At 64.7% G+C, this 21542-nt stretch carries 10 protein-coding genes; 2 read left to right on the top strand and 8 right to left on the bottom strand.

Features of this window, described 5'->3' with window-relative positions:
- Positions 1–2 precede the first annotated feature (2 nt).
- On the top strand, positions 3–1508 hold the full coding sequence (locus ACFFUC_RS16965; RefSeq protein WP_377688072.1) for a serine hydrolase domain-containing protein: 1506 nt from the start codon (positions 3–5) through the stop codon (positions 1506–1508).
- A 17-nt stretch (positions 1509–1525) separates the two neighbouring features.
- A complete protein-coding gene (locus ACFFUC_RS16960) occupies positions 1526–2500 on the top strand; it encodes an isoaspartyl peptidase/L-asparaginase family protein (RefSeq protein ID WP_377688071.1) in 975 nt (324 codons plus the stop codon).
- Between the two features lie 8 nt (positions 2501–2508).
- On the opposite strand, the gene ACFFUC_RS16955 is transcribed toward ACFFUC_RS16960, so the two are convergent.
- The 8 genes from ACFFUC_RS16955 to ACFFUC_RS16920 all read right to left on the bottom strand — a co-directional run bounded on the left by ACFFUC_RS16955 (position 2509) and on the right by ACFFUC_RS16920 (position 21541).
- Positions 2509–4749 (bottom strand): serine/threonine protein kinase, encoded by a 2241-nt coding sequence (locus ACFFUC_RS16955; RefSeq protein ID WP_377688070.1) that lies wholly within the window; start codon positions 4747–4749, stop codon positions 2509–2511.
- Complete coding sequence (locus ACFFUC_RS16950) at positions 4746–5513, bottom strand: PP2C family protein-serine/threonine phosphatase (RefSeq protein WP_377688069.1); 768 nt, start codon at positions 5511–5513, stop codon at positions 4746–4748. Before ACFFUC_RS16950 ends, ACFFUC_RS16955 begins: the two co-directional genes overlap by 4 nt.
- Before the next feature lie 11 nt (positions 5514–5524).
- Positions 5525–6214: a type VI secretion system-associated protein TagF gene (gene tagF / locus ACFFUC_RS16945; protein WP_377688068.1), complete on the bottom strand. Its 690-nt coding sequence runs from the start codon at positions 6212–6214 to the stop codon at positions 5525–5527.
- Positions 6211–9849 (bottom strand): type VI secretion system membrane subunit TssM, encoded by a 3639-nt coding sequence (gene tssM, locus ACFFUC_RS16940; protein ID WP_377688067.1) that lies wholly within the window; start codon positions 9847–9849, stop codon positions 6211–6213. The genes tagF and tssM overlap by 4 nt, the downstream gene beginning before the upstream one ends.
- Complete coding sequence (icmH, locus tag ACFFUC_RS16935; protein WP_377688065.1) at positions 9846–11627, bottom strand: type IVB secretion system protein IcmH/DotU; 1782 nt, start codon at positions 11625–11627, stop codon at positions 9846–9848. Before icmH ends, tssM begins: the two co-directional genes overlap by 4 nt.
- Positions 11627–12961, bottom strand: a complete 1335-nt coding sequence (gene tssK / locus ACFFUC_RS16930) for a type VI secretion system baseplate subunit TssK (RefSeq protein ID WP_377688064.1) — start codon at positions 12959–12961, stop codon at positions 11627–11629. Before tssK ends, icmH begins: the two co-directional genes overlap by 1 nt.
- A gap of 99 nt (positions 12962–13060) precedes the next feature.
- Positions 13061–19042 (bottom strand): hypothetical protein, encoded by a 5982-nt coding sequence (locus ACFFUC_RS16925; protein ID WP_377688063.1) that lies wholly within the window; start codon positions 19040–19042, stop codon positions 13061–13063.
- A 255-nt stretch (positions 19043–19297) separates the two neighbouring features.
- A complete protein-coding gene (locus ACFFUC_RS16920; protein ID WP_377688061.1) occupies positions 19298–21541 on the bottom strand; it encodes a peptidoglycan DD-metalloendopeptidase family protein in 2244 nt (747 codons plus the stop codon).
- Position 21542: the final 1 nt, after the last annotated feature.

The raw sequence follows: 21542 nt of genomic DNA, 5'->3' as shown, positions 1-21542 counted from the left end.
GGATGATCGATCTCGATTGGGCGGCGGCAGAGGCCGCTTTGGTTGCAGGGGTGACGTGGGATGCGGCCGGCCCCGGCGGTGCGGCGATCCTGTTCGATCGATCCGGCGTTCGGGCGGTGCGGGCTGCAGGGCTTGAAAGCCTCGCGACCCGCCGTCCCTTCGGCGCGCAGAGCGTGGTGCGCTACGCCTCGGTCACGAAACATGTCTTCGCAAGTTTCGTGCTTGCCCATCCCGAGGTCATCGCGCTGGACGATCCCTTGGGTAAGCACCTGCCCCGACTGGCGCCCGCGACAGCGGCGGTAACGGTCGGTCAAGCGCTCGATATGTCGGGCGGCATTCCCGATACCCGCGAATGCCTGACGCTGATCGGCCATTCGATCTTTACCGAAACCCGCGCTCCCGACCTTCTGGCCTTCCATGCGGCAATGGAGCGGCTCAACTATCCCGCCGGCACCGAGGTCCATTACTCGAACGGCGGCTACCGGCTGGTCGAGGAGGCGATGCGCGCCCATGGCCTGACCTTCGACGATTTCCTTGCAGCCGAATTGCGCGGCCCGCGCGGCATCGCCATGCAGGCCGCCGAGATGTGGACCGATCCGGTCGCGGGACTGTGCGACGGCTATTGGCATGACGGCACCGGCTGGCGGATCGGCCTGCAAGGCATGCATCTTTCGGCGGCGGGCAGCTTGATCGGCAGCGGCAATGATCTCGCGGAATGGGGCCGCGCGCTTCTCGCCGGCGAGGGCAGCTTTGCAGGCCGTCTCGCGGCGCTGACCGCAACGCGCCGTCTCGCGGACGGGCGCGCGACCGGCTACGGCCTCGGAATGCGCCGCCAGATGGTCGGTGCGCGCGAGCTGGTCGGGCATGGCGGCTCGCAACCCGGTTTCAAATCCTACCTGCTGCTCGATCCCGAAACGGGCTGCGGCATCGCGGTCGTTGCGAACCGCGATGACGTGAACACTTCGGCGCTGGCCGCCGCCGTCATGGCCGCACTTCTGGGCGAGACCCTGCCCGAGGCGGGCTCGGATCTGATCGCGGGGCTTTATGTCGCCGAAAGCGGTGCCGACTGGATCGAGGTCAAAGGCGCATCCGTCACGCGTCTCGACGACGAGGTTGCCGTCCATCCGCGCGCAGGCGGGGGCGTCGACAGCCAGTCCCCGACTTCGCGGCTGGAGCTGGCGATGGAGGGTGCCTCCATCATCGGCGAAGTCGGCCATGCGCCCGCGCGCTACCTGCCCGCAACCGCGGAGCCCGTCCCCGCCGATCTCGACGGCAGCTATCTTTGCGAGACCTTCGGCGCGACTTTGGCCATTCGGGACGGCGCGGTCGTCATGGGCGCAGGACCGACTCGCCGCGCGATGCCGCTGCAACCGCTCGGCGGCGGACGTTTCCTTTTCACGCTGACCGACGGTCCGTGGACGCGCCGCATTTGCCTGTGCCGAACCGGCGAAGGCCGCTTTGATCTCGCTTTATCGCGGGCGCGGATGATCTCTTACGCAAAACGCTGAAACCGCAAGGATAATCCATGAACCTGCCGCATCTTCCCCCTTTCGCGCTCGCGATCCACGGCGGCTGCGGCGTCATGGCCGAAAGCGATCTTTCGCCTGCCGATTGGGCTCAGGCGCGACGCGATCTCGGCCGCGCGCTTCTGGCCGGTCAGCGCGTTTTGGCGGAGGACGGCACGGCCCTTGACGCGGTCGAGGCCGCGGTCGTCGTGATGGAGGACAGCCCCCATTTCAACGCAGGCCACGGCGCGGCGCTGAACGAGAACGCCATCCACGAGATGGATGCCTCGATCATGAGCGGCGCGGACCTCGCAGCCGGCGCGGTCTGCGCGGCGCGCAGGATCCGCAACCCCGTCCGTGCGGCCCGCGCCGTTCTGGATCACGGCGATGCCGTCCTGCTGGCCGGAGCCGCCGCCGACGATTTCGCCAGGACCAAGGGCCTCGCGCTCGAGGATCAGGCCTATTTCACCACGGCGCGCCGCGAAAAGGCGCTCGCTGCAATGAAGGCGCATCTGGCGGCGGGAACGGTCGCGGGCGCGTCTGAATCCGAAAAGCACGGCACCGTCGGCGCGGTGGCGCTTGATCGCGCGGGCCATCTCGCGGCGGCAACCTCGACCGGCGGTTACAACAACAAGCCCGACGGCCGCGTCGGCGACAGCCCGATCATCGGCGCGGGCACTTATGCGAAAGACGGGATCTGCGCGATCTCGGGGACCGGCAAGGGCGAGCTGTTCATCCGCCATGTGCTGGCGCACGAGATCGCCGCGCGGATGCGCTATCTCGGCGAAGATATCGCCACCGCCAGCGCGAAAGTCGTGCATGAGGATCTCGCCCCGCACAGCATCGGCGCGGGCCTGGTCGCGGTCGGTGCGGATGGCCGCATCGCCATGCCCTATAATACCCAAGGGATGTTTCGCGGCTGGATCGCGCCCGATGGCACCTTCCATGTCGCGACCCACGCCGAAATCCATCGCCTCGATCCGGCGGTGCTGTAAGCTCCAAACTAGTCCGGAGCCGACGGCTCGGGGGCGGGCGTTTCGGGATCGGGCACGGGTGCTTCGACGGTGAAGGGCGCGACATCGATCGCAGCGGTGCCGCCATTGCGGCGGATTTCGTCCAGCGCGAAGGGCAGAAGGGTTGCCGCATTGCTGCCCGAAGGCGCGGCAGCCACGCTCGCCAAAGGGGTATCCGAGGCGATGGCCAGCAAAAGCTGGGGCTGCGGGCCGGCCTCGTCGGGGGCAAGCGAAATGCCGAAAGCGAAGGTGAACGAGCCGTCCGTTTGCCCCGCCGCGACCTGCGAGAGATCATAGACCGCGCCTTTGGGCGAGACCAGAAACAGCCAGAGACTGCGCCCCCCGAGATCGCGGATCCGCCCCGAAACCTCACCGCCGCTGGTCACGCTTTGCGCGTCGAGCGACAGCGCCGGCGGATTTGCCGAGCGACCGGCGAGTTCGTGCACAAGGCTGACGGCAGGGCATTGCGGCGCGGCAACCTGCCATTCGACGAGGCTCGGTCGCGTCCCGAAGCGCTCGCCGTAAGCGGCAAGCAATGCGGAAAAATCGCGCGGCCCATTGGCCAAAGTCCCGATCTTTCCCGCATCCGGCCCATAGGCGATCCGCCCTGCTGCGGTGCAGGCAGGTACGGGCAGGCCGGACAAAAAGCCCTCGCGCGTCGCCGCATCGCGCGCCGGAAGCGCGAGGGCGCCCGGCAGAGGATCGGCCACGGGATCTTGCGCGACAGGCTCCGGCGCGTGACGGCTCTGGCCGTACCAAAAACCGAATCCCGTCAGAACGAAAAGCAGCATGATCCCCGCCACCATCGCGATCACACGGCCCGCGCGGCGTGGCGCGGGGCCGGCGGCTTCGGGCAAAGGGGCCGCGATCTCGAAAGCGCCGAACGGGCTGTTCGAGCCGAGCCCGCCCGCCGAGCCTGTCGCGAGCTCGCCCGCCGTCGTGGCCCGAAGCGCTACCTGTTCGGCCTCCTCCCCCGCGAAGGCGCTTTGCCACAAAGGCAGGCGATAGCGCGCGGGAAGGTGGTTCGGGTCATCCATCACCGTCAAAAGCGCCGCCATGGTCGGCGGTCTGTCGGCCGGATCGGGTTCGAGCATATATTGCAAAATTGGATAGATCCGGTGCGAGATCCCGTCGAGATCGGGGATGCGCCGGCGCGCCTCGGAGGCCTCGACCACGGAATTGCCCATATCGAGCGGCATGCCCCGCAAAGCTGCAGCGATCATCAGCGCGAGGCCGTAGACATCCGCTGCGGGGCCGATCTCGCCGCGCCCGTGGCCAAGCTGCTCCGGCGCGATATATTTGAATTTTCCGGCAAATCGTCCGTTCAGCCCGTCACCAAGCTCGGTCGATCGCGCGATGCCGAAATCGATCAGAACCGCCTCGTCGATACGGTTTTCGCGCAAGATGACGTTATCGGGCGAGAGGTCGCGGTGGGTGACGCCACGGGCATGGGCCTCGGCCAGACCATTGGCGAGACGGCGCATCAGCACCAGCGCCTGATCGACATCCAGCGTGCCGCGTTCGTGGACATAATTCCACAAATGCTGACCGTCGACGAACTCCATGATGAGGCAGTAACGGTTCAGCCCGCGGTCGCGCACGAAGTTGTGGTAGCGCACGATGGCATCATTGCGCATCTGGACGAGAATGCGCGCCTCGCGACGAAAGAGGTCGATGATGCTCTCGTCGCGCGCCAGATTGGGCAGGATGATCTTTACCGCGACCGGATCGCCGGTGAAGAGGTTCTCGGCACGGTAGACCTCGCCCATGCCCCCCGCGCTGACGAGTTTGAGGATACGGTAATTGTCGTTGATGACTACGCCGGGTGTGACGACCTGCGTGTAGGATCCGTTCCCCGCAGCGGGCGCAGGCGGTTTGTCCGCAGCCGGAGCGATGCGCGTGGCCTCCACCACAGGTGTGGGATTTTGCGCGATGCGCGTCGCATCAACCCCACCGTGACCTACCGGAAGCGGCGGCGGCGGTTTTGGCGGGGCCTGTTCGGGCGGCAGGGAAATACGGGTCGCGTCCGGCTGCACATCGGCTGAATGGACAGCGGGGCTGATGCGGGTAAGGTCGTCGGCGGGAGGCTTGCCCTCATGCGGGACGGGCTCCGGTACCTTGTGGTCAGCAGCGGGCGCGGCCTCGGGTTCCGCCCGCTTCGCGGGGGTGGACACTTCGGGCGCTCCCGTCGTTTCGGGCGGTTGGGTGGGTGGCTCGTCTTCTGCGTTCATGCCTCGGCATCATCTCTGGAATGATCGCGAAGGCAACGCAAAACGATGGCCGTCACATTGTCGCGCGCCCCACGATCGAGCGTCTGCCCGAGCAGATGTTCGACAATCCGGCGCGGCTGCTCGGAGGCGAGCAGGGCCATGCGCAGATCGTCGTCGCTGTTGTGCTCGGTGAGACCGTCCGAACAGAGCAGGAAGACATCGCCCTCCTCGACCACGCCGGTCACCGTCTCGGGACTGGGGTTGAGCTGGATGCCGATGGCTTTTGTGATCACATTCCGGCCGGGGTAGTTCTGGGCCTCGGCCTCGTCCAGTTCGCCGCTGGCGATCAGGCGGGCGACCTCGCTGTGATCGGTGGTCAGGCGGTGCAAAAGCCCCTTGCGCAAAAGATAGACGCGGCTGTCGCCTGCCCAGATACAAGCGAATTCATGGCCGTGGATCAGCAAGGCTGCAAGGGTCGAGCCGACCGTGGTCAGCGCCCTTTCTCGCGCATGGGCGAGAATGCCCTGATTGGCGCGGTCGATCCTTTCAAGAAACCGCGCGCGCTGGTCGAGCGCCGAGACCGGCAGACCGATCGAGGCAATCTCCTCGACGATGATGCGGCTGGCGGCGTCGCCCGCCTGATGGCCGCCCATGCCGTCGGCGACCGCCCAAACCCCGATATCGGGCATGGCGATCATATTGTCTTCGTTATGGTCGCGCACGACGCCCTGATGCGACAGCATCGCATCGTCAAAGAGGAAGCCGTCGTCGTCCTCGCCGGTCATCGCATCCCCCCTCAATAGTCCTGCCCCCCGCCGCCGCTGAGCAGCCACGACATCGCCTGCGGATCGGGCAGCCCCTGACAGGCGAGAATGCCGGACTGGCCGTTGACCGGATGGCGGAACCACCAATAGCTGCGCGCGGTTGCGCCGCAAATCAGATCGGTCGCGGCAACCTCGGCCAGAAGCTCGGCGGCATCGCCGTCATTGGGGCGCATCGCCCAGAACATATGGTCGTGCCCGCCCGTACCGTGATCGGCACCCTCGAAGCCGCCCAGACGCAGGGCAAGGCCCGAGGTCGTTTCGGGTTGCGACAGAACCGCCTGATCCAGAAGGGTTGTCAGACATTCCTCGGCGGCTTCATAAAAGCCCTGATCGTTCATCAGCAACGGCAGGCTTTCGCCCGTGCAGGGCTGGGCGATCAAAAGCGGATAGCTGCGCCCGACCTTGTCGGCCGACATCCGCATGACCCCGCGCCAAGCCAAGCCCTCGCCGAGCTGCGCACCGAACCAGAAGCGCAACCCCATCGGCTGCTGCGCCAAGCCGTCCCAAAGCGGGCCGAGCAGGTCGCGCACCGCGCCGAGATTCTCGCCCAGCCAATCCGAGATCCGGCGCGCAGGCCCCTCGGGGAAGGCCAGCGACAGAAAGTCGCCATGCCCCGGATGTTTGCCGAAAACCGCGACCGAGAGGGGCTCCCCTCCGGTCAATCTATGCTCTGAGGGCATTCGAATTCTCTGATTTCGGGCATGGTGAAAGGATTGGCGATCGCATTGACCGTGAAATCATAGGTGATGTTGCGCCCGCCGATGGTAAAAGTGGCGCGCAAGGTGTCGCCGATCTGCTGGCGCGAGCTTGCATGCGACAAAAGATCCATGATCGTCCAGGAGCTGCCCTCGAAGAGCAGCGCCGATGGGCGGTCGAGTGTCGGCGAGATCTGCAGCAGCGTCGATTTTCCCTTGCCCGGCCAGACCACCGTTTGCGGCAAGGACCCCGTGACCGTCTGCACCTGAGCATCGTTGATCGACAAAAGCGCCTGCTGGATCGAGGGATGGGCATCGACCTGCGCGACGGTGATTTCGACCTGAGGCTGGCTACCGCCACCGGCGAAAAAGGCGCGGCGGATACGTTCGGCGCGCTCGAACTGCTTGAGCGTCGAGACGTTCATCCGGCCGGTGATGTCCTTGTCGGTGCGATAGGTCAGGCCGTCGCTGCCGCGCTCGACATAGGGTTCGAGATATTCGGTGAAATAGCGGTCCATCTCGCCGCCGGGACCAAAGAAGCGCGCGAAATTGTCGATCGAGAGGCTGCGCGAGGAGGTGCCGAACGGATAGGCCGAAGCGATGTTTTCGCGGCAGAAGAAGGTGATCTGGTTGGTCAGCGCCCGGTTCATCGTCTCGATGCTGGCATCCGAGGCACCGCTGCGGAAATCACCGTCGGCATCGTTGACGATCTGGGCAAGTGGCTGGGGAAGCTGCGAATTATACTGCGTCAGGGTGTTCAACAGCGTCGGCAAGGCCGCGGCCGATTGGTCGGGATTGTTCTCGGCCAGGCGCAGGTTCTCCCAGATGGCGCCGAAATTGCCGATCAGCGTATCGATCGGCCGTTTGCCGGGATCGCCCATCACCAGATCGTGCCAGCCCTCGAAGGCTTCGGAGATCATCTCGACCTGACGGCGGAAACTGAAGCTCTCGTCTTCGGCCTGCGCCGCACCGGGGCGGCCCTGCCCCTTTTGCGTCTGCCGCGCCGCCGCATCGAGGATCATGCGCTGCACGCCGTTGGTCCGGCTCTGGATCCGCGCCGCCATCGCCCGACCGACATCCGCCGCGCCGCCCTGAACCGAACCGCCCTCGCCGCCGCCACCACTGCCGATCGAGGCAAGCTGCTCGGGCGACAGATCGTCGAAGCCGTCAAGCTCGCGGATCAGATAGGTCTGCTCGTCGACCGATTTCACCAATTCGAGAATCGGCGAAACCTGCGCCGCCGCCGCCGTGCCCAAAGCCGCATAGCGCGGCTTGTCGGCCACCATCGAGGCCAGCCGCAGATTGCCCAGAACTCCGTTCCACGCCGCGATGAAGTCGACGCGGTAGCGCTCCATCAGATCGCGGTCGAGACGGGCAAGCCGCGTCTCGATCTCGCTGCTTTGGGCAAGATCGCCCAGAACCCATTGATCGCGCCGCAATTCTTCCTCGACCGAGGCGAGCCGGTCGATGAAATAGCCCCAGAAGCCCTCATAGGTGTAAAGCGCGGGAATGGTCAGGTTCGACAGCTCGCTGCCGTCACGGGTCGCGAAAACCACGCCGGCATTGTTGATGCGCTGCGAGAGCGACCATTCCTGAACCTTGGTCGCGGCAATCCCGTCGAGAATGAGCGCATAGGCCTGTTCGTCGATCGGCAATTGCGCAATCGCGGCGCGGGCAGCCTCGACGGTGGTCTGGTCCAGCGTCACCAGAAGCTGGCGGTCCTTGCCGAGCGCCAGCATCGCGCGCAAATGCCGCTTGAGCTGGTCGCGCATGTCGATCTCGGCACGTTCGGGATATTCGGCGCGCCAGCTTTGGTCGAACCAGTTCTCGACCGCCGTATCATCGGAAACCTCGCCCTGCCCGCCCAGAAGCAGATAGACCTTGAGCGCGCGGTAGATCTCGCTCATGTCGCCGCTCGCGATGATCGCGGGCATATTGCGTTCGAGATCGAGCACCAGACGCGGCCGCAGCATCCGCTCCATCGCATCCGAATAGGCCGCCCGTGCCGCCTGATTGACACGGTCGCGCTGGCCGAGGCCGAGGCCTTCGAAAAATCCCGCATTCTCGCTCGTACCGTAGCCCGCAGGCATCCCCTCGAGCCGCGTCAGAAGCGGGGTGATCGGGCGCAGATCGGTATCGTCGATGACCTCGCGGTCCATTTCCTGCGATGCCGCGCGCTCGTAGGCGGCAACCTCGGCCTCGGCGGTCAGTACAAGGTCGCGGTTCTTCCAGAAACTATAGCCCAAAGCCGCAGCCGTCCCGACCGAGGCGATCAGGATCGCGCCGATCGCCGTGCTGCGGATCAAAAGCGCGCGCTGCACCGCCTTGCGGTCGTAGGAAACCCAACCCTCTTCGGGAAAGATCACGCGGGTCAACAGGTCGTGGATAAAGAAGCTCTTGCCGCGCCCCGACATGAACGAGGGCTGGAATCCCGCCTGCTGATCGCCTGCCGTCATTGCGCCGAGAACCTGATCGATCGGCGTGCCTTCCTGCGTCCCGGAAGTGAAATAGAAGCCGCGCAGGATGGCATGGCTCTTGTAGCGCGTCGGCTCGAAAACGCGGCGCATGAATTCGGTGAGGCTGCCGCGCAGCAGCGCCATCTGTCCCGGCAAGCCGAAGATCGAAATGCGCGAAATCCCGTCGGGCTCTTCGGACATGCGGTCGATGATCTCGTCCGAAAGACGCGCGACCAGCCGGTCGAACTCCTCGGGGACGGCCTCGACGGTGATCGCCTTGCGGTCCTTGTTCTGAAAGGTCGTCCCCCAGACCAGCTTGCGGCGGTTGAGGCTGAACGAGGCGAAATATTCGCGGAAACCCGCGATCAGATCGGCCTTGGTGAACATCACATAGACCGGAAAATCGATGCGCAGCGCCTCGTGGACCTCGGCCAGACGGGCGCGGATTGTCTCGGCATGGTTTTTCAGCGCGATCTCGTCGTCGCGCATGATGTCCTCGATCGACAGCGACAGGATCACGCCGTTGATCGGCCGGTTCGGACGCGAGCGCTTGAGCTGCTCGAGCAGCGCGGTCCAGCTCGCGTTGTCGGCCACGCCGTCACTGTCTTGCGTCGTGTAGCGGCCGGCGGTGTCGATCAGAACCGCCTCTTCCGAGAACCAGAAGTCGATATAGCGGGTGCCGCCAAAGCTGGAGACGCCTTGATTCTGCGCGAGCGGGAATTCGATGCCGGAATTGGCAAGCGCCGTGGTTTTGCCCGCACCCGGCGGGCCGATCATCACATACCAAGGCAGGTCGTACAGATAGGAGGCCCCGCCGGTTTTCTTCAAAACCGCCATCGCCTCATGCATTTTCTCTGCCAGAACCTTGCCGTCACCCTCGGGCTCGACGGGGATCAACGCCGCTTCGAGCTCGCGGGCGGCGCGCACGCGCCTGCGCCAGCGGATAAAGAGGTTCAGCGCGACCAAGGCCAAAACGACCCCGACGATGACCGCGCGCCAGAAAACCGTCGCCAGCGGCGCCCAGCCCGTCATCGGACCGCCAAACCACACCGCAAGGCTGAAGGCGAGCAAACCGAGCGCCAGATAGGTCCAGCGCAGCCACGGACGGTTGCGCATGCTGGGAAGGGGAATGCCTAGAAGTCTCACTGTCCGGCCTCTTGTGCGGGGGCGGTTGAAGGGTTGGCCTGCGCCGCAGCCGAGGCAGGCGTGCCGTCTGCGGGATAGCTACCCTCGCGCGCGAGCATGATCTCGACGCGGCGGTTCTGGGCGCGGCCTTCCTCGGTGGCATTGTCGCCGACGGGGTCGAGCTCGCCCTTGCCCTCGACGGTAATGCGCGACGGATTGTCGATGCTCCGGTCAAGGACGCTTTGGACGGCACGGGCACGAGCCTCGGAAAGCTGGAAATTGTCCTTGTACTGGCCACGACCCGACAAGGGCAGGTTGTCGGTGAAGCCCTGCACCAGCACAGGGCCGCCCTCGGCGTTCAGAACTTCGGTGATACGCGCGGCCATCGGCTCGAAACCGGCTTTCACATCGGTCTTGCCGAGATCGAAGAGCTGAAGGTTGCCGACCCGCAGCGAGATATAATCGCCCTTGGCCTCGACCCCGATCGTTCCGGCCGAGATCTCGTCGGCCAAAGCCGTGCGGATACGGTCGAGCTGCGGAATTTTTGCGACATAGGCCTCGCCCGGATTGCGTTGGATCGACAGGACCGGCGATGCGCTGTGCAGGCTGACCAACTCCTGCGAGGCGCTCGCGCCGTCGCGATTGATCAGTGTCGTCAGCACCGCGAAAAGCGCCACGACCGAGAGGGCCGCAATGCCGAAAATCACCGGAACCGAGATCGCCGCAAATCGTCTGCCGCGGTCCTGGATGACCGGCGTCCACATCACCGAGACATCCTCGTCGGGACGCGGATTGACGCGGCGCAGGGTCTCGTAGATCGCGTTGCGGATGCGCGTCAGTTCGACCGCCCCATTGGCCGAGGTCCGGAACTGGCCCTCGAAACCGAGCGACATGCAGACCAGCATCAACTCGAGCAGATTGTAGCGCTGTGCGGGGGCCTGCATCGCCTTTTCGGCCTCTTGGAAAAAGCCTACGCCGGAGTCGCGCTTGCCGAAAAAGCGCGCAACCATCGAATACTGCTGCCAACTGCCGCGATCAGAGCCGGGAAGGTTCTGGACGATATCATCCGCCGTCCCCGACAGCGCATATTTCGCGACCAGAACCTCGTGCTGATCCGCACCGGACTGAAGGGCCACGCGCTCGAAACGGTCGATTTCCCGGGTGACATGCTCCATCAGCGGCGCGACCTGCAACTCGACCATGCCGGTGCGCAAACGCCCCAACAGGATCAAGAGGCTCGCTGCCGAAGCCAGCAACGGGTTCGAGGAGCTGCCGCCGCCCAGCTCGCTGACGCGCAGCGCGTCGTTCAGCGGGATCTTGGGGAGATGGCGTTGCGGGGCATGTTGGGCAGGCTGTTGATACTCCGGGAAAAAGCCGCCGTCATGGCTCGTGGGTCGGCCAATGGTGCCGCCGCCATATTGACCGCCCTGCCCCCCGAAATTCGGACGCGGCGCGGGGGAGGGATTGTGATAGCCGCTTTGCGGCGGGGGTTGGTGCGAGGGAAAGGCCTGGGGTGCTCCGGCCCCGATCCAGGTATCCTCGCCGCCCGAATGGCCCTGAAACCCGCCTTGCGGACGACCGAAGGGACCACCATCGCGGCGCGGCGGCTGGCCGGGAAGACCGATCAGCGTCCTGTCCCCGCCGGCGGGCATTTGCGGACGCCCGATATCGGTGGTGGAATGGGCCGGACCACGCGATCCGCCCGCTCCGGCACCCCCGAAGGGGCTGTCCGAGGTCGGGTCCTGCGGCAGAAGTTTCCCGCCGAAAACCGTCTTGTCCCTGTCGCCCCGATCGCTCATCAGGCTTTCTCCGGAATGGCCCAGAGCTCCAGCTTCAGCTCCGGCCAGTCACCGGCGAAATGCATCCCGATCGCCGGAGCGGTCGAGAATTCGCGCCAGAGCGGCGAGCTTTTCTCGAGGCGGAAATAGACGTTCGAGGACAGGACGCGGATCTGGCGCGGCGGGTTGGGCAGATGCTGCAACTCGATCCCCGGCAGGTTGTTGTTCACGATCTCCGACATGCGGGTATTGGGGCCGACCTTGCACAATTCGGGGAACTGGCTTTGCACCTGCGTCAGCGGCTTGGCGGATTCCACCTCGACGATGAAGGTCGCCTCGCGGAAGAGATTGCGGTCCTTGACCTCGGCCAGATAGGAGTTCTGCCGGACCTGACGCAACAACAGGCGGATCGCGCGACCGACATCGCGCGAGAGCAGCCGTTGGATATCCGCGACAACCGTCGAGAAGCTCGCCTTGAGGTCGCCATGGTCATAGGCCTCGTAATCGGGGGCCTGACGATTGCCGGAATCAAAGGTCGCCAGCTCGCCCGCAAGGCAGGTCAGACGCTCGAACAGGCGCTCGGGATGGATCGCGAAAGTGCGCGACATATGGCGCAAGGCACCGATCTCGCGGTTCAGCGTCATCAGCATCAGATAGTCCGAAGCCTGCAAGCCGCCCCCCGACGAAGGGTCGGCGGCATAGCGCGACAGGGTCTCGAGACGCGCCTCGACCCAGCCGATCACGCGGGTCAGATAGCCGAGGATCTGCGGATGCGCCCCGATCACCAGCGAGGGCGGCGGCACGGTTTCGTCGATCGTCACGACCCCGTCGCGCACCTCGGTGATCCGCGCGAGGCGCAGGTTCTGATAGCCCGGTCGCGGCGTCTTGCGCACCGACAGCTCAAGGCGCGGCACGGCAAGTTCCAGCACCTGTTCCGACCGCAAGGCCGAGGCGGAATCGCTGACGGTTTCGGCCACGATGCCCCAACGCGTCGCCGAGCCCTCGTCGTCATGGGGCGCCGCATCGCGGTTGTTGGGCGAAATGTCGGGAAGCGTCAGCCAGATGAACATCCCCGCCGCATCATCGGGCACATCTGCGGGCAAAGGCAGCGGGCTGGTGCCCGGAGCGTCGAAGGGCGTGCCGTCCGGCATCATCCCCGACACCGAACGCAAGGCGATGCGCCCCTGCTGCGCCTGATCGCGATCCATCACCATCTCGACCACGCCCCAGGGATAGGGCGTGATCACGCGTGTGCGCGACTGGATCAGGTTTTCGACATAGCGATCGGACTGCTGCAAATGATGCGGCTGAAGGAACAGCCCTTCTTTCCACGCGACTTTACTGAACCAGGACATCGGCTAATGATCTTTCAATCCGTTTAAATTCATGACGCCGGCGTCACGGGAAAGTTCCCTCGACGCCGGCATTCTTGCTTCATATGTCGGTGAGCGCGATCAAAACTGCAGTCGGATCTGGCCGGTCACGCCGACGCTGTCGAGATTGTCGCCAAAGCGCGCATCGATCCGCGTCCCCGCGCTGAGCTGGCGCGCCTTGCCGAATTGCCCCGAAAGGATCTTGACGTAGTTGGCACCCACACTCACCTCGGTATAGGCGCCGAGATGGTCCGATTTCAGGTATTGCGGCGCAAAGTCCGGATCGCTCTCGAGCGAGAAGATCGAGCGCGTCTCGTCGGCGAAATCCTTGTAATAGGTTCCGGTGGCAAAGACGTTGAGCGCGGAATCCGTCGCCATATCGACATAGGTTTTGGTCACCGTGCCGCCGAAGAAGCCGACCTTGCGGTCGCCGTCCTCGAATTCGAGCTTGTAGCCGTCGGTGAAGCGGATGTCGTCGATCGAGAATTTCGACCAGGCAAAGCCCGCCGAAGGAACGAACTGCCAGCCGGTCTCGGCGATCGGGAGCATATAGCTCAGCGCGCCGCTGATCGTATTGGCGCGGCTGGAGAAATTCGCATCCGACAGGCCGAGCGAGTTGCCGGCGACCGCGCGGTTGTCGATATCGAAATTGGTAACCTCGTGGCGGTATTGCAGATCGACGGTCCAGTTGTCTTTGGTCGCCGTCACATAGACGCCGCCATAAATCTGGTCGAAGTCCGAGGTGGTGATCGACGCCAGCGTGCGCGAAGCCGAATTCTGCGTCGTTCCCAGATAGTTGGGCTGGTCGGTCGTGCCTTGGTTGACCCCCAGAAGCGCGCCGAAGGCCATGTTCCAACCGTTGAAATGGCCGTTGAAGCAGGCAAGGTCTGTGCCGACCTGCATACCGTAATACTTGGCCTTCACCTCGCTGTCATAGCTTGCGACGCCGTTGTCGGTCGCGCCGTTTGCCGTGGCCGTACCGCCCAAGGCGCGGCCCCAGGAGCCGATGCCGCAGGGCTTCTCTTCGTCCTCATAGGCCATGCCGACGACATAGGGGCTGTTGGGCCGGTTGATGACCGAACCGATCAACGAATGGGTCAGGGCGACGTTGCCGAGCAGCGCGCCGATCGCCGGGTTGGTACCGCTGACGACCTCGAGATCGCCGCTGCCCGGATTGCGCACCATCTCGTAGACCACCCGCGCCGAGGACAGCGAGATCGGATCATAGCCGAAGGTGAAACTGTTGCGCTGGCTCGGGTCGAGATCCATGATCGTGACCCGCTCGCCAACGCGGTTGACGGTCGAGTTGGACAGAATGTCGAAATCGAAGGACAGGTTGCCGGTCACCGGACCACCGCTGACGGTGATGCGGTCGGCCGTCATCTGCTCGAGGTCGAGGTCGAGGCGGTATTCGCCGTTCCCCGCGATCCCCGCGACATTGAGGCGACCACTGTCGTTGCGGTTCTGCATATTGACGTCGCCGGTATTCGTCAGCACGCCGCCGATGGTCATGTCATGCAGGTTCAAGCGCCCCGCATTGGCGACATTGCCGCTGATCAGCGCGCCGTTATTGGCGGTCCGGCCCCCGAGATTGGCGACATGGCCCGCCTCGTTCACCAGATTGCCCTGCAACTGGCCGAGCAGATCGAAGGTCCCGAGGTTCACGACCGCCTCGTCCGCGACCAGCGCTCTGCCGCGCGCAACCGTCAGGCGGCGGTTGTTCTGCAGCGTGCCGACCCGCAGACGATCGTTCAGCGTCAGATCGGCATTGTTGAAAAGCGTTCCGGTGATCCGGCCCGCTCCCGTGATCTGCCCGTTGGAGGTGACACTCCCGTCAACGACGCCCCGCTCGAGCGCCAGCGTGCCGGTATTGCCCAGATCGCCGGTCAGACGCCCCGCCAGCGCGAGGGTGCCGCTGTTGCGCACCATTTCGGCCGCGGTCAGATTGTGGCCCTCCTGAACCCGCACATCCGCGATATTGAGCATGCGGCGCACCGAGAGATCACCCGCCGTTTGCAAGCTCCCCCCGTTCTCGATTGCGCTGACGCTCCCGCTCAGGGTGGCGGTGCCGCCTTCGATATTGCTCAGGGTGCCGTTCATCACACCGCTCGAAACAAAGGTCGCTTCATTGGTCACGTTGCTGTTGAGACGGCCCGCGTTGGTCAGAAGATTCCCGTTCTGGACACCGCCGGTCGTGCTCAGGGTCTCGCCGGTGGAAAGCGTTGCCTCGCCCTCGTTGACGATGCGGTTGATCGTGCCGGTCATGTCGAGAATGCCGCGATTGAGCACCACACCATCGACACGGCCGGACCCGCTCAACGTGCCCGCATTGTCGATCAGGGCGACATTGGGATCGGGCGCGCGATTGCTGTCGAAGGCAACCACGCCATCGACCGTCAGCGTCGCGTCCTGGTTGTTGGCAATCGTATTCGCGGTCGAAAGCCTCGTGCCGGAGCTGACAAGCGTGGTCGCATCGGCATTGTTCACCAGCGTTTCTACCCGAAGATCGCCCGTGGTGGTCAGCGTATCGTTGTTCTCCGTCCGGCCCGCGATCATACCGGAAAGCTCGGCAGTGCCGTTGTTGGTTAGGCCCTGCAGCAGGGATCCGCGCCCTTCCAGCCGGTTGTTGTTGGTCACCGCGCCGGTCAGCACGCCGCCATCCAGCGTGACCGTACCGGTCGTATTGTTCAGCGCGCCGTCAAGTTGGCCGGCGACCGTGACCCGTCCTTGGTTCACGGTCCCGTTCCGCGCCGCGAGCTGCTGGCCCCGCGCGATATCGACCACGCCCGAACCGAGGTTATCCAGACGGCCCTCGATCAGGCCGGTTCCGGTGATCGTACCGCCGTTGCGCAGGCCGTTTTCGAGAATGCCGCCCTGAAAAGCAAGCGTGCCGCCATCAAGGTTGGCAATCTGCCCCGCCAACCGGCCCGCAACGCTGATGGTCGCGGTGTTGTCGATACGGCCGGTCACATTCAGCCGGTCGCTGTTTGCAACCGTGACGGTGCCTGTGCCTTGGTTGGTGACCACCCCGCTCACCTGACCTCCGCCGGAAATCGAGCCGGTATTGGTGACGGTGCCTTCGAGATTACCGCCATTCAGGGCGATCACGCCGGCAGTCTGGTTGTCGATATCGCCCGCTACGCGACCGGCCACGTTGAAGGTGCCGATGTTGCTCGCCCCTCCGTTCAGCTGGAGCCGTTCGCCGCGGTCCACTTCGACCACGCCGCCCGTCATATTGTTGAGCAGCCCCGTCAGCGTGCCGTTTCCGCCGACGAGAAGCTGGTTGTCGATCACCCCGTTGATGGTGCCACCGCTCAGCGCGATTTCGCCGCGGTTATCGACGCCGCCCTGCAAATCGAGGGTCTGGCCTGCACCGGCCACGACGCGTCCGGCGCCGCTGTTGACCAGCCGTTGGGTCAGACTGCCGTTGCCGGTCAAAATGGCCTGGTTGTCGACAGCGCCCGTCAGTGCGCCGCCATCAAGCGCGATCGTTCCGCCCTCGACGTTGGAGATCGCGCCGGCGTAGGTCCCTCCGATATCCATGGTGCCGCGGTTGGTCGTCGTACCGGTTACGGTCAGCGTATTGCCGCGATCCACGTCAATGGTGCCGTCGGCCTGGTTCGTCATTGTTCCCAGAACATTGCCCGCACCGGTGAACATCCCGCTCCGGTTGGCGACATCGCCCGTAACCGTACCGCCGCCCAGCACCACCGTCCCATTATCACGGTTGAGCAGAGATCCGGCCAAAGTGCCGTTCACCGTCAAGGTCCCGACCGTGTTTTCGGCACGCGGACCCTGAACGGTCATCACATGCCCCGCAACGATCTCCCCCTCTCCCGCATTGACGAAACCGCCGACGGACAGGTTGCCGCCGGTGGAGAAATCGCCGCTATTGTGCAGCTGTCCGGTAATGACGTTTGAAAGGACGGCATCTCCGGCGCGACCGATAGCGACCCTGCCGTTGAGCGTGCCGGTGCTGTTCAGCGTCCCGCTCGACCGGAGCAAGTCGGCGGTCAAAGTCCCTGCGTTATTGATCGTGCCTCCGACATCATTGGTGATCGTCGTCGCGGTGAGCGAACCGGTCGTCCCCGTCGCAGCATCCGCCCGAATATCGAGCGTCCCGCCTTGACGGTTGGCGAAGTGATCGATCCCCGTGGCCGTTCCGCCCGCCATCACGTTGTAATTCGAGTGGTTGATGACGTTGTTGCCGTTGCCGTTCAACGACGTGATCACATCCACGGTGCCGCCGGGCGTATTCATCAGCGACCCGTTCATCGCATGTCCGGCCGTGTCGTCATAGAGAATGGTCCCGCCATTCGCGATGGCGCCGTTGATCACGACATTCCCGCTCAGAACATGGGAGGCACCAAAAAAGACCTGGGCGGCAGTGATGGTAATCGTCGCCGACCCGACGGAGGAGTCGACTCCGGTGATGCTGCCGGTGCTCTCGAACGTGCCGGCGATATCGAGCGTGGTATCCGCCGCAGCCTGACCCGACAGATTGCCCGCGTTCGTGAAGTTACCACTTACCAGAGTGCTGCCGATCAGGGTCGTTTCGGCACCCTCACGGTTTCTGTAGTCACCGACAATGACAGCACGATCATTCGCCGTCGTGCTGCCGAGGGTTGCGTCGCGGAAGTTGTCGACCCCTTCCACGACGTCGCCCGCGATGGTCACATTGCCGCGGTTGACGACATTCCCCGAGGTGGAGTTATCCGAAAGAACCACCGTTCCGTTCGCACCAACATCGACCCTGCCGTCGACCGTACCATTGACGGTCGCAGTGCCGTTCGTGACCGTCAAAGAGCCGATCCGGCCGCTTCCACCGACCACCACGTCGCCCGTCGAGGCCGAGTTCCGAACATCGCCGGTGACCCGCCCGTCAATCGTCGCCGTGCCGTCGTTTCGGGTGATATTGCCCTCGATCCGGCCGTTTTCTGCGACGGTGACGGTGCTTGTGTCGCTCTCGTTGGAAATGTTGCCGACAACGCGCCCGTCGGCCCCGACTGTGACATCGCCCTCGCCGCTGCTGATGATGTCACCCGTCAGAACCCCGCCCGTGTTGACGGAAACCGTTCCCGTATCCTTGTTGTCTACCGCACCGTTGAACGCGCCGCCGCCGGTGACATTCAGCGCACCATCGCCGTTGTTGGTCAGCCTTCCGTCCTGCGCAATCGTGATCGTGCCGCGGTTCGTCGCGTTTACAATCCCGCCGTTGCTGTCGATCGACGTGGCTCTCAGCGTCGAATCGGCATCCGCACCGATCACGCCGGTCTCGCCGTTGGTGACCGCGCCGGTCGACAAGGTATTGCTGCCCCCGCTCGCGCCGCGATCGGCGTTCAAGGTTCCGTTGTTTGTCACAGTGCCGTCCAGAACCCCCTCGCCCGAGACGGTTCCGCCTTGGCGGATATCGGCATTCCCGGCATGAGAGCCCGCGCCGCTCAACATGAAGCGGCCGTCGACGTTCAGCTGCCCCGCCGTCGTTCCGGTCGTCGCAAAGCTCGACAGACCGCGAATATTGAGGTGCGTCATGCCGTTGGTGTCGAAGCCCGAGCCTGTTTGCGCTCTGGACTCGCCGCTATAATTGATCTGTCCCGGCCCCTGCACGATGATGTTGCCGCCAAGGGCCACAGCGAGGTCCAATGTCCGCGAAGCATCGCCATTCGAGCCGGGGAAAACCAACCGCAGTTCCGGACCACTGGCGCCCTGCATCCATGCACCGCGAAAGATGGTGTCCCGGTCTCCGTCGCTCACAAGCGCGTAGCCGCTGGAATCGATGCGCAACTCCCGCGCGACGACTTCACCCGCAAGGGTGAGTCGAATGTCGCCGGGTGATGCATTCGGACGTGCGACCAAAATCGCCGTATCGCCCCGATCAAGCCGTCTGCGGCTACCGAAATCGTTTTGCCGCGACCAGATCCGCGCATTCTCGTCCCAGACGCCCGACTCCTGCGTGTACTCGTTCGAGTTGGCGGGACCGTTGTTGAGGTAAAGATCCTCGGCATGAGCCATACCGGAGAGCAAAACCGGCACAGCGAGGGTAATCAGCGCAGTTGTCAGCATGTATCTCGCACGACGACTAAAGGCGACCGAGGAAACTAGTTCAAAATCGCGAGACATGGATCGGCAATGCTCCAAATGCTTGTAATCGATTCTCGTTAACATTAACGAACATATAATTCGATAGCACCCAGTGTAATTAAGCGAATAAATCAGGGCAAAAAGCGGAAATCTTGTCTCTGGTTGCCCGAATGCCGGTCAGGGCCCGCAACCTGCCCGCCGCGCTCCCCGACGACACCCGTGCCGATGCCTGCGGCTTCAGCCCTGCGGATCACCCAGCAGCGCATTCATCTGGGCCATGAAATGCTCGACCTCGGGCGAGGCCTTGACCTCGACCGTCTCGGGAATGGCCGCAGCCGCGCTGACGGCGCGGGCATCCATCTTGCGCGCGGCCCAATTGCGCAGATCGGCGACGGTATAATTGCGCAGGAAAGGGTTCGCCGCGACCACGCCCTGCCCCATGACCTGCCCCACCGAGGCCGCCGGATCCGCTCCCAGAACCTGACTGGCCCCGAGCGGGCCGAGAAAATGCGCGAGATAAAGATTGCCCGCCGTGATCTGATGGCCACGCGCGCGCAAGAAGGCCTCGTTCTCCTGCGCGAGGTGACGCACCATCTGGCGCGACAGCGCAGGCTCGAGCCGCAGGTCGAGCAATTGCCCGCGATCCAGCGTTGCGACCAGATCGGGGCGATAGCTGCGCATCATCCGCAGCCATGTGCTCTCGATGAACTGGCCAAGGCCGGTCGCGGTCGAAAGCGGGTTTTTGGCCGCCGCATTGCCGCCGCTCTCGACATGGATGATGCGCGAGATCAGCATTTCCACCGCATTCGAGGCCAAAACCTCGGTGCCCCCCGACAACAAAGGCACCGGATCGACGGGTTTGCCGTCCTTGAGCATGCGGAAGGTCAGGCCGGTATCGCCCTTGGCGTCGCCCGCCGCGATCTTGCCGATGACAGCGCCCGCCTTGAGCTCGGCCCCGCGCACCACGCTCGGCGGCAGCTCGGTCAGGCCGGAATACTCGCTTGCAAAGCCGTCGGCATGTTCGACCGTCAGGCTGGCCGATCCGCCTTTTTCGGCGGGCGGGTTCAACGCGCCGATGCGGCCGGCCGCGATCGCCACCACCGGCGTGCCCTGCGCCGCCTGCCAGACCACCGCGCCGCCGCCCTCGGGCGCCCCCTCGACCGGAGGCGAGAAGCGTGTGGTCAGAATGCCCGAAACCGGCGCGACCATGCTGGGCTGACCCGCGCTGACCACCACCCGCGCACCCGGCGCGAAGCAATCGTAGCCGCCGCTCTTTTGCGGCACGACATAGCAGCGTTTGGCCCCCGACGGTCCGGTCACGCCGATGTAAAGCACCCGCCCCGCGGCATCCGCGCCCGGACCGGGGTTGGTGGCATAGAGCAATTGCATCCGGTCGCCCTCGGCCGCGAAAGCGTCGAGGTCATAGACTTTGGCCATCAGCGCGATCGCCTCGCCGATGACCGGACCCGGCACGCCGTTGCGCAATGCGGCCGAATAGATCACGTCGAGCAGACGGAACTGCGGGCGGTCCCCCGCGAGATCCTCTTCGACCGATTGGCCGAGCAAGGGCTGGTCGGCCCAAGGATCAGCCGCCGTGACCAGCTGCCCCGTCGCCCCGATCGCCAAAGCCCCGACATAGGTCCCGCTGTTGTAAAGCGAGAGCTGCATGATCTCGCGCCGTCCCGCCTGCATCCGGTAGCGCAAAGCCAGAAGGGATCCGCGCGGCAGTTCCTCGGGGATGTCGAGCTGGGCGACCATGCGCGCCTTCACCCGCGCGGCGTCGGCAAGATCAAAGCCGTTGTCGCCAAGAAGGGTCGCAATATCGCTGGGGATGCGGATTTGCACGATAAGATCCTGCCACAGCGGCATCCGCGTCGCACCGTCGCGGGTAAAGGCGATGCTGGAGCTGTTGCGGCCCGCGGGATCAAGCGCGGTCGTGGTGCCGCCCGCCTCCTGACCCGCATCGGCGCTTGCCGCGACGGTCATCAGCCGCTCGCGGCTGCGCTCGGCCTGAAACAGCGCGAACTCCTCGCGCGTCGAGGGCAGGGCCGCCACCAGCCGGCGTTCGCGCAGATAGAGATCCTCCGAGACCATGGCGAGCCGGTCGGGTGCAGGAGCCCCGACGCGGATCGGGCTCAGATCGGCGGGACCCGGCAAAAGCGTGCCGCTGTCGGCCTCGCTGCTCTCGCCCTGAATGATCATGGGATCGCCCGCGATATCGGTGAAAGTATCGCCGCGCACCACCGGCGCGATGTCGAATTCGCTCTCGGTCTGGACGATTTGCTGCTCGAGATCGCCGCCGCCCGCCGCATCCGGCAAAAGCCGCGTCAGGACAGGCCAAGGGCCGGTCTGGTGCCACAACAGGCCAAGCGCCCCCACGAGCGCCGCCGCAGCCACTGTGACGCGGATCGCACCGATCCGTCTGCGCCTGCGCCGCGCGCCCTTGCCCATCTGGCGAAATTGCGGGTCGATCTGGAGCATC

Origin of the sequence: Paracoccus cavernae (genome assembly GCF_042430175.1) — a bacterium.
Taxonomy (GTDB): Bacteria; Pseudomonadota; Alphaproteobacteria; order Rhodobacterales; family Rhodobacteraceae; genus Paracoccus; species Paracoccus cavernae.
The sequence above is the reverse complement of the archived record's forward strand: the minus strand, read 5'-3'. Positions and strand labels throughout refer to the sequence as shown.

Bases quoted from the DNA above. Each gene is read 5' to 3' on its own strand.
- ACFFUC_RS16965 (WP_377688072.1), top strand. From the start codon at position 3: ATGATCGATCTCGATTGGGCGGCGGCAGAGGCCGCTTTGGTTGCAGGG.
- ACFFUC_RS16960 (WP_377688071.1), top strand. From the start codon at position 1,526: ATGAACCTGCCGCATCTTCCCCCTTTCGCGCTCGCGATCCACGGCGGC.
- ACFFUC_RS16955 (WP_377688070.1), bottom strand. From the start codon at position 4,749: ATGAACGCAGAAGACGAGCCACCCACCCAACCGCCCGAAACGACGGGA.
- ACFFUC_RS16950 (WP_377688069.1), bottom strand. From the start codon at position 5,513: ATGACCGGCGAGGACGACGACGGCTTCCTCTTTGACGATGCGATGCTG.
- icmH (WP_377688065.1), bottom strand. From the start codon at position 11,627: ATGAGCGATCGGGGCGACAGGGACAAGACGGTTTTCGGCGGGAAACTT.
- tssK (WP_377688064.1), bottom strand. From the start codon at position 12,961: ATGTCCTGGTTCAGTAAAGTCGCGTGGAAAGAAGGGCTGTTCCTTCAG.
- ACFFUC_RS16925 (WP_377688063.1), bottom strand. From the start codon at position 19,042: ATGCTGACAACTGCGCTGATTACCCTCGCTGTGCCGGTTTTGCTCTCC.
- ACFFUC_RS16920 (WP_377688061.1), bottom strand. From the start codon at position 21,541: ATGCTCCAGATCGACCCGCAATTTCGCCAGATGGGCAAGGGCGCGCGG.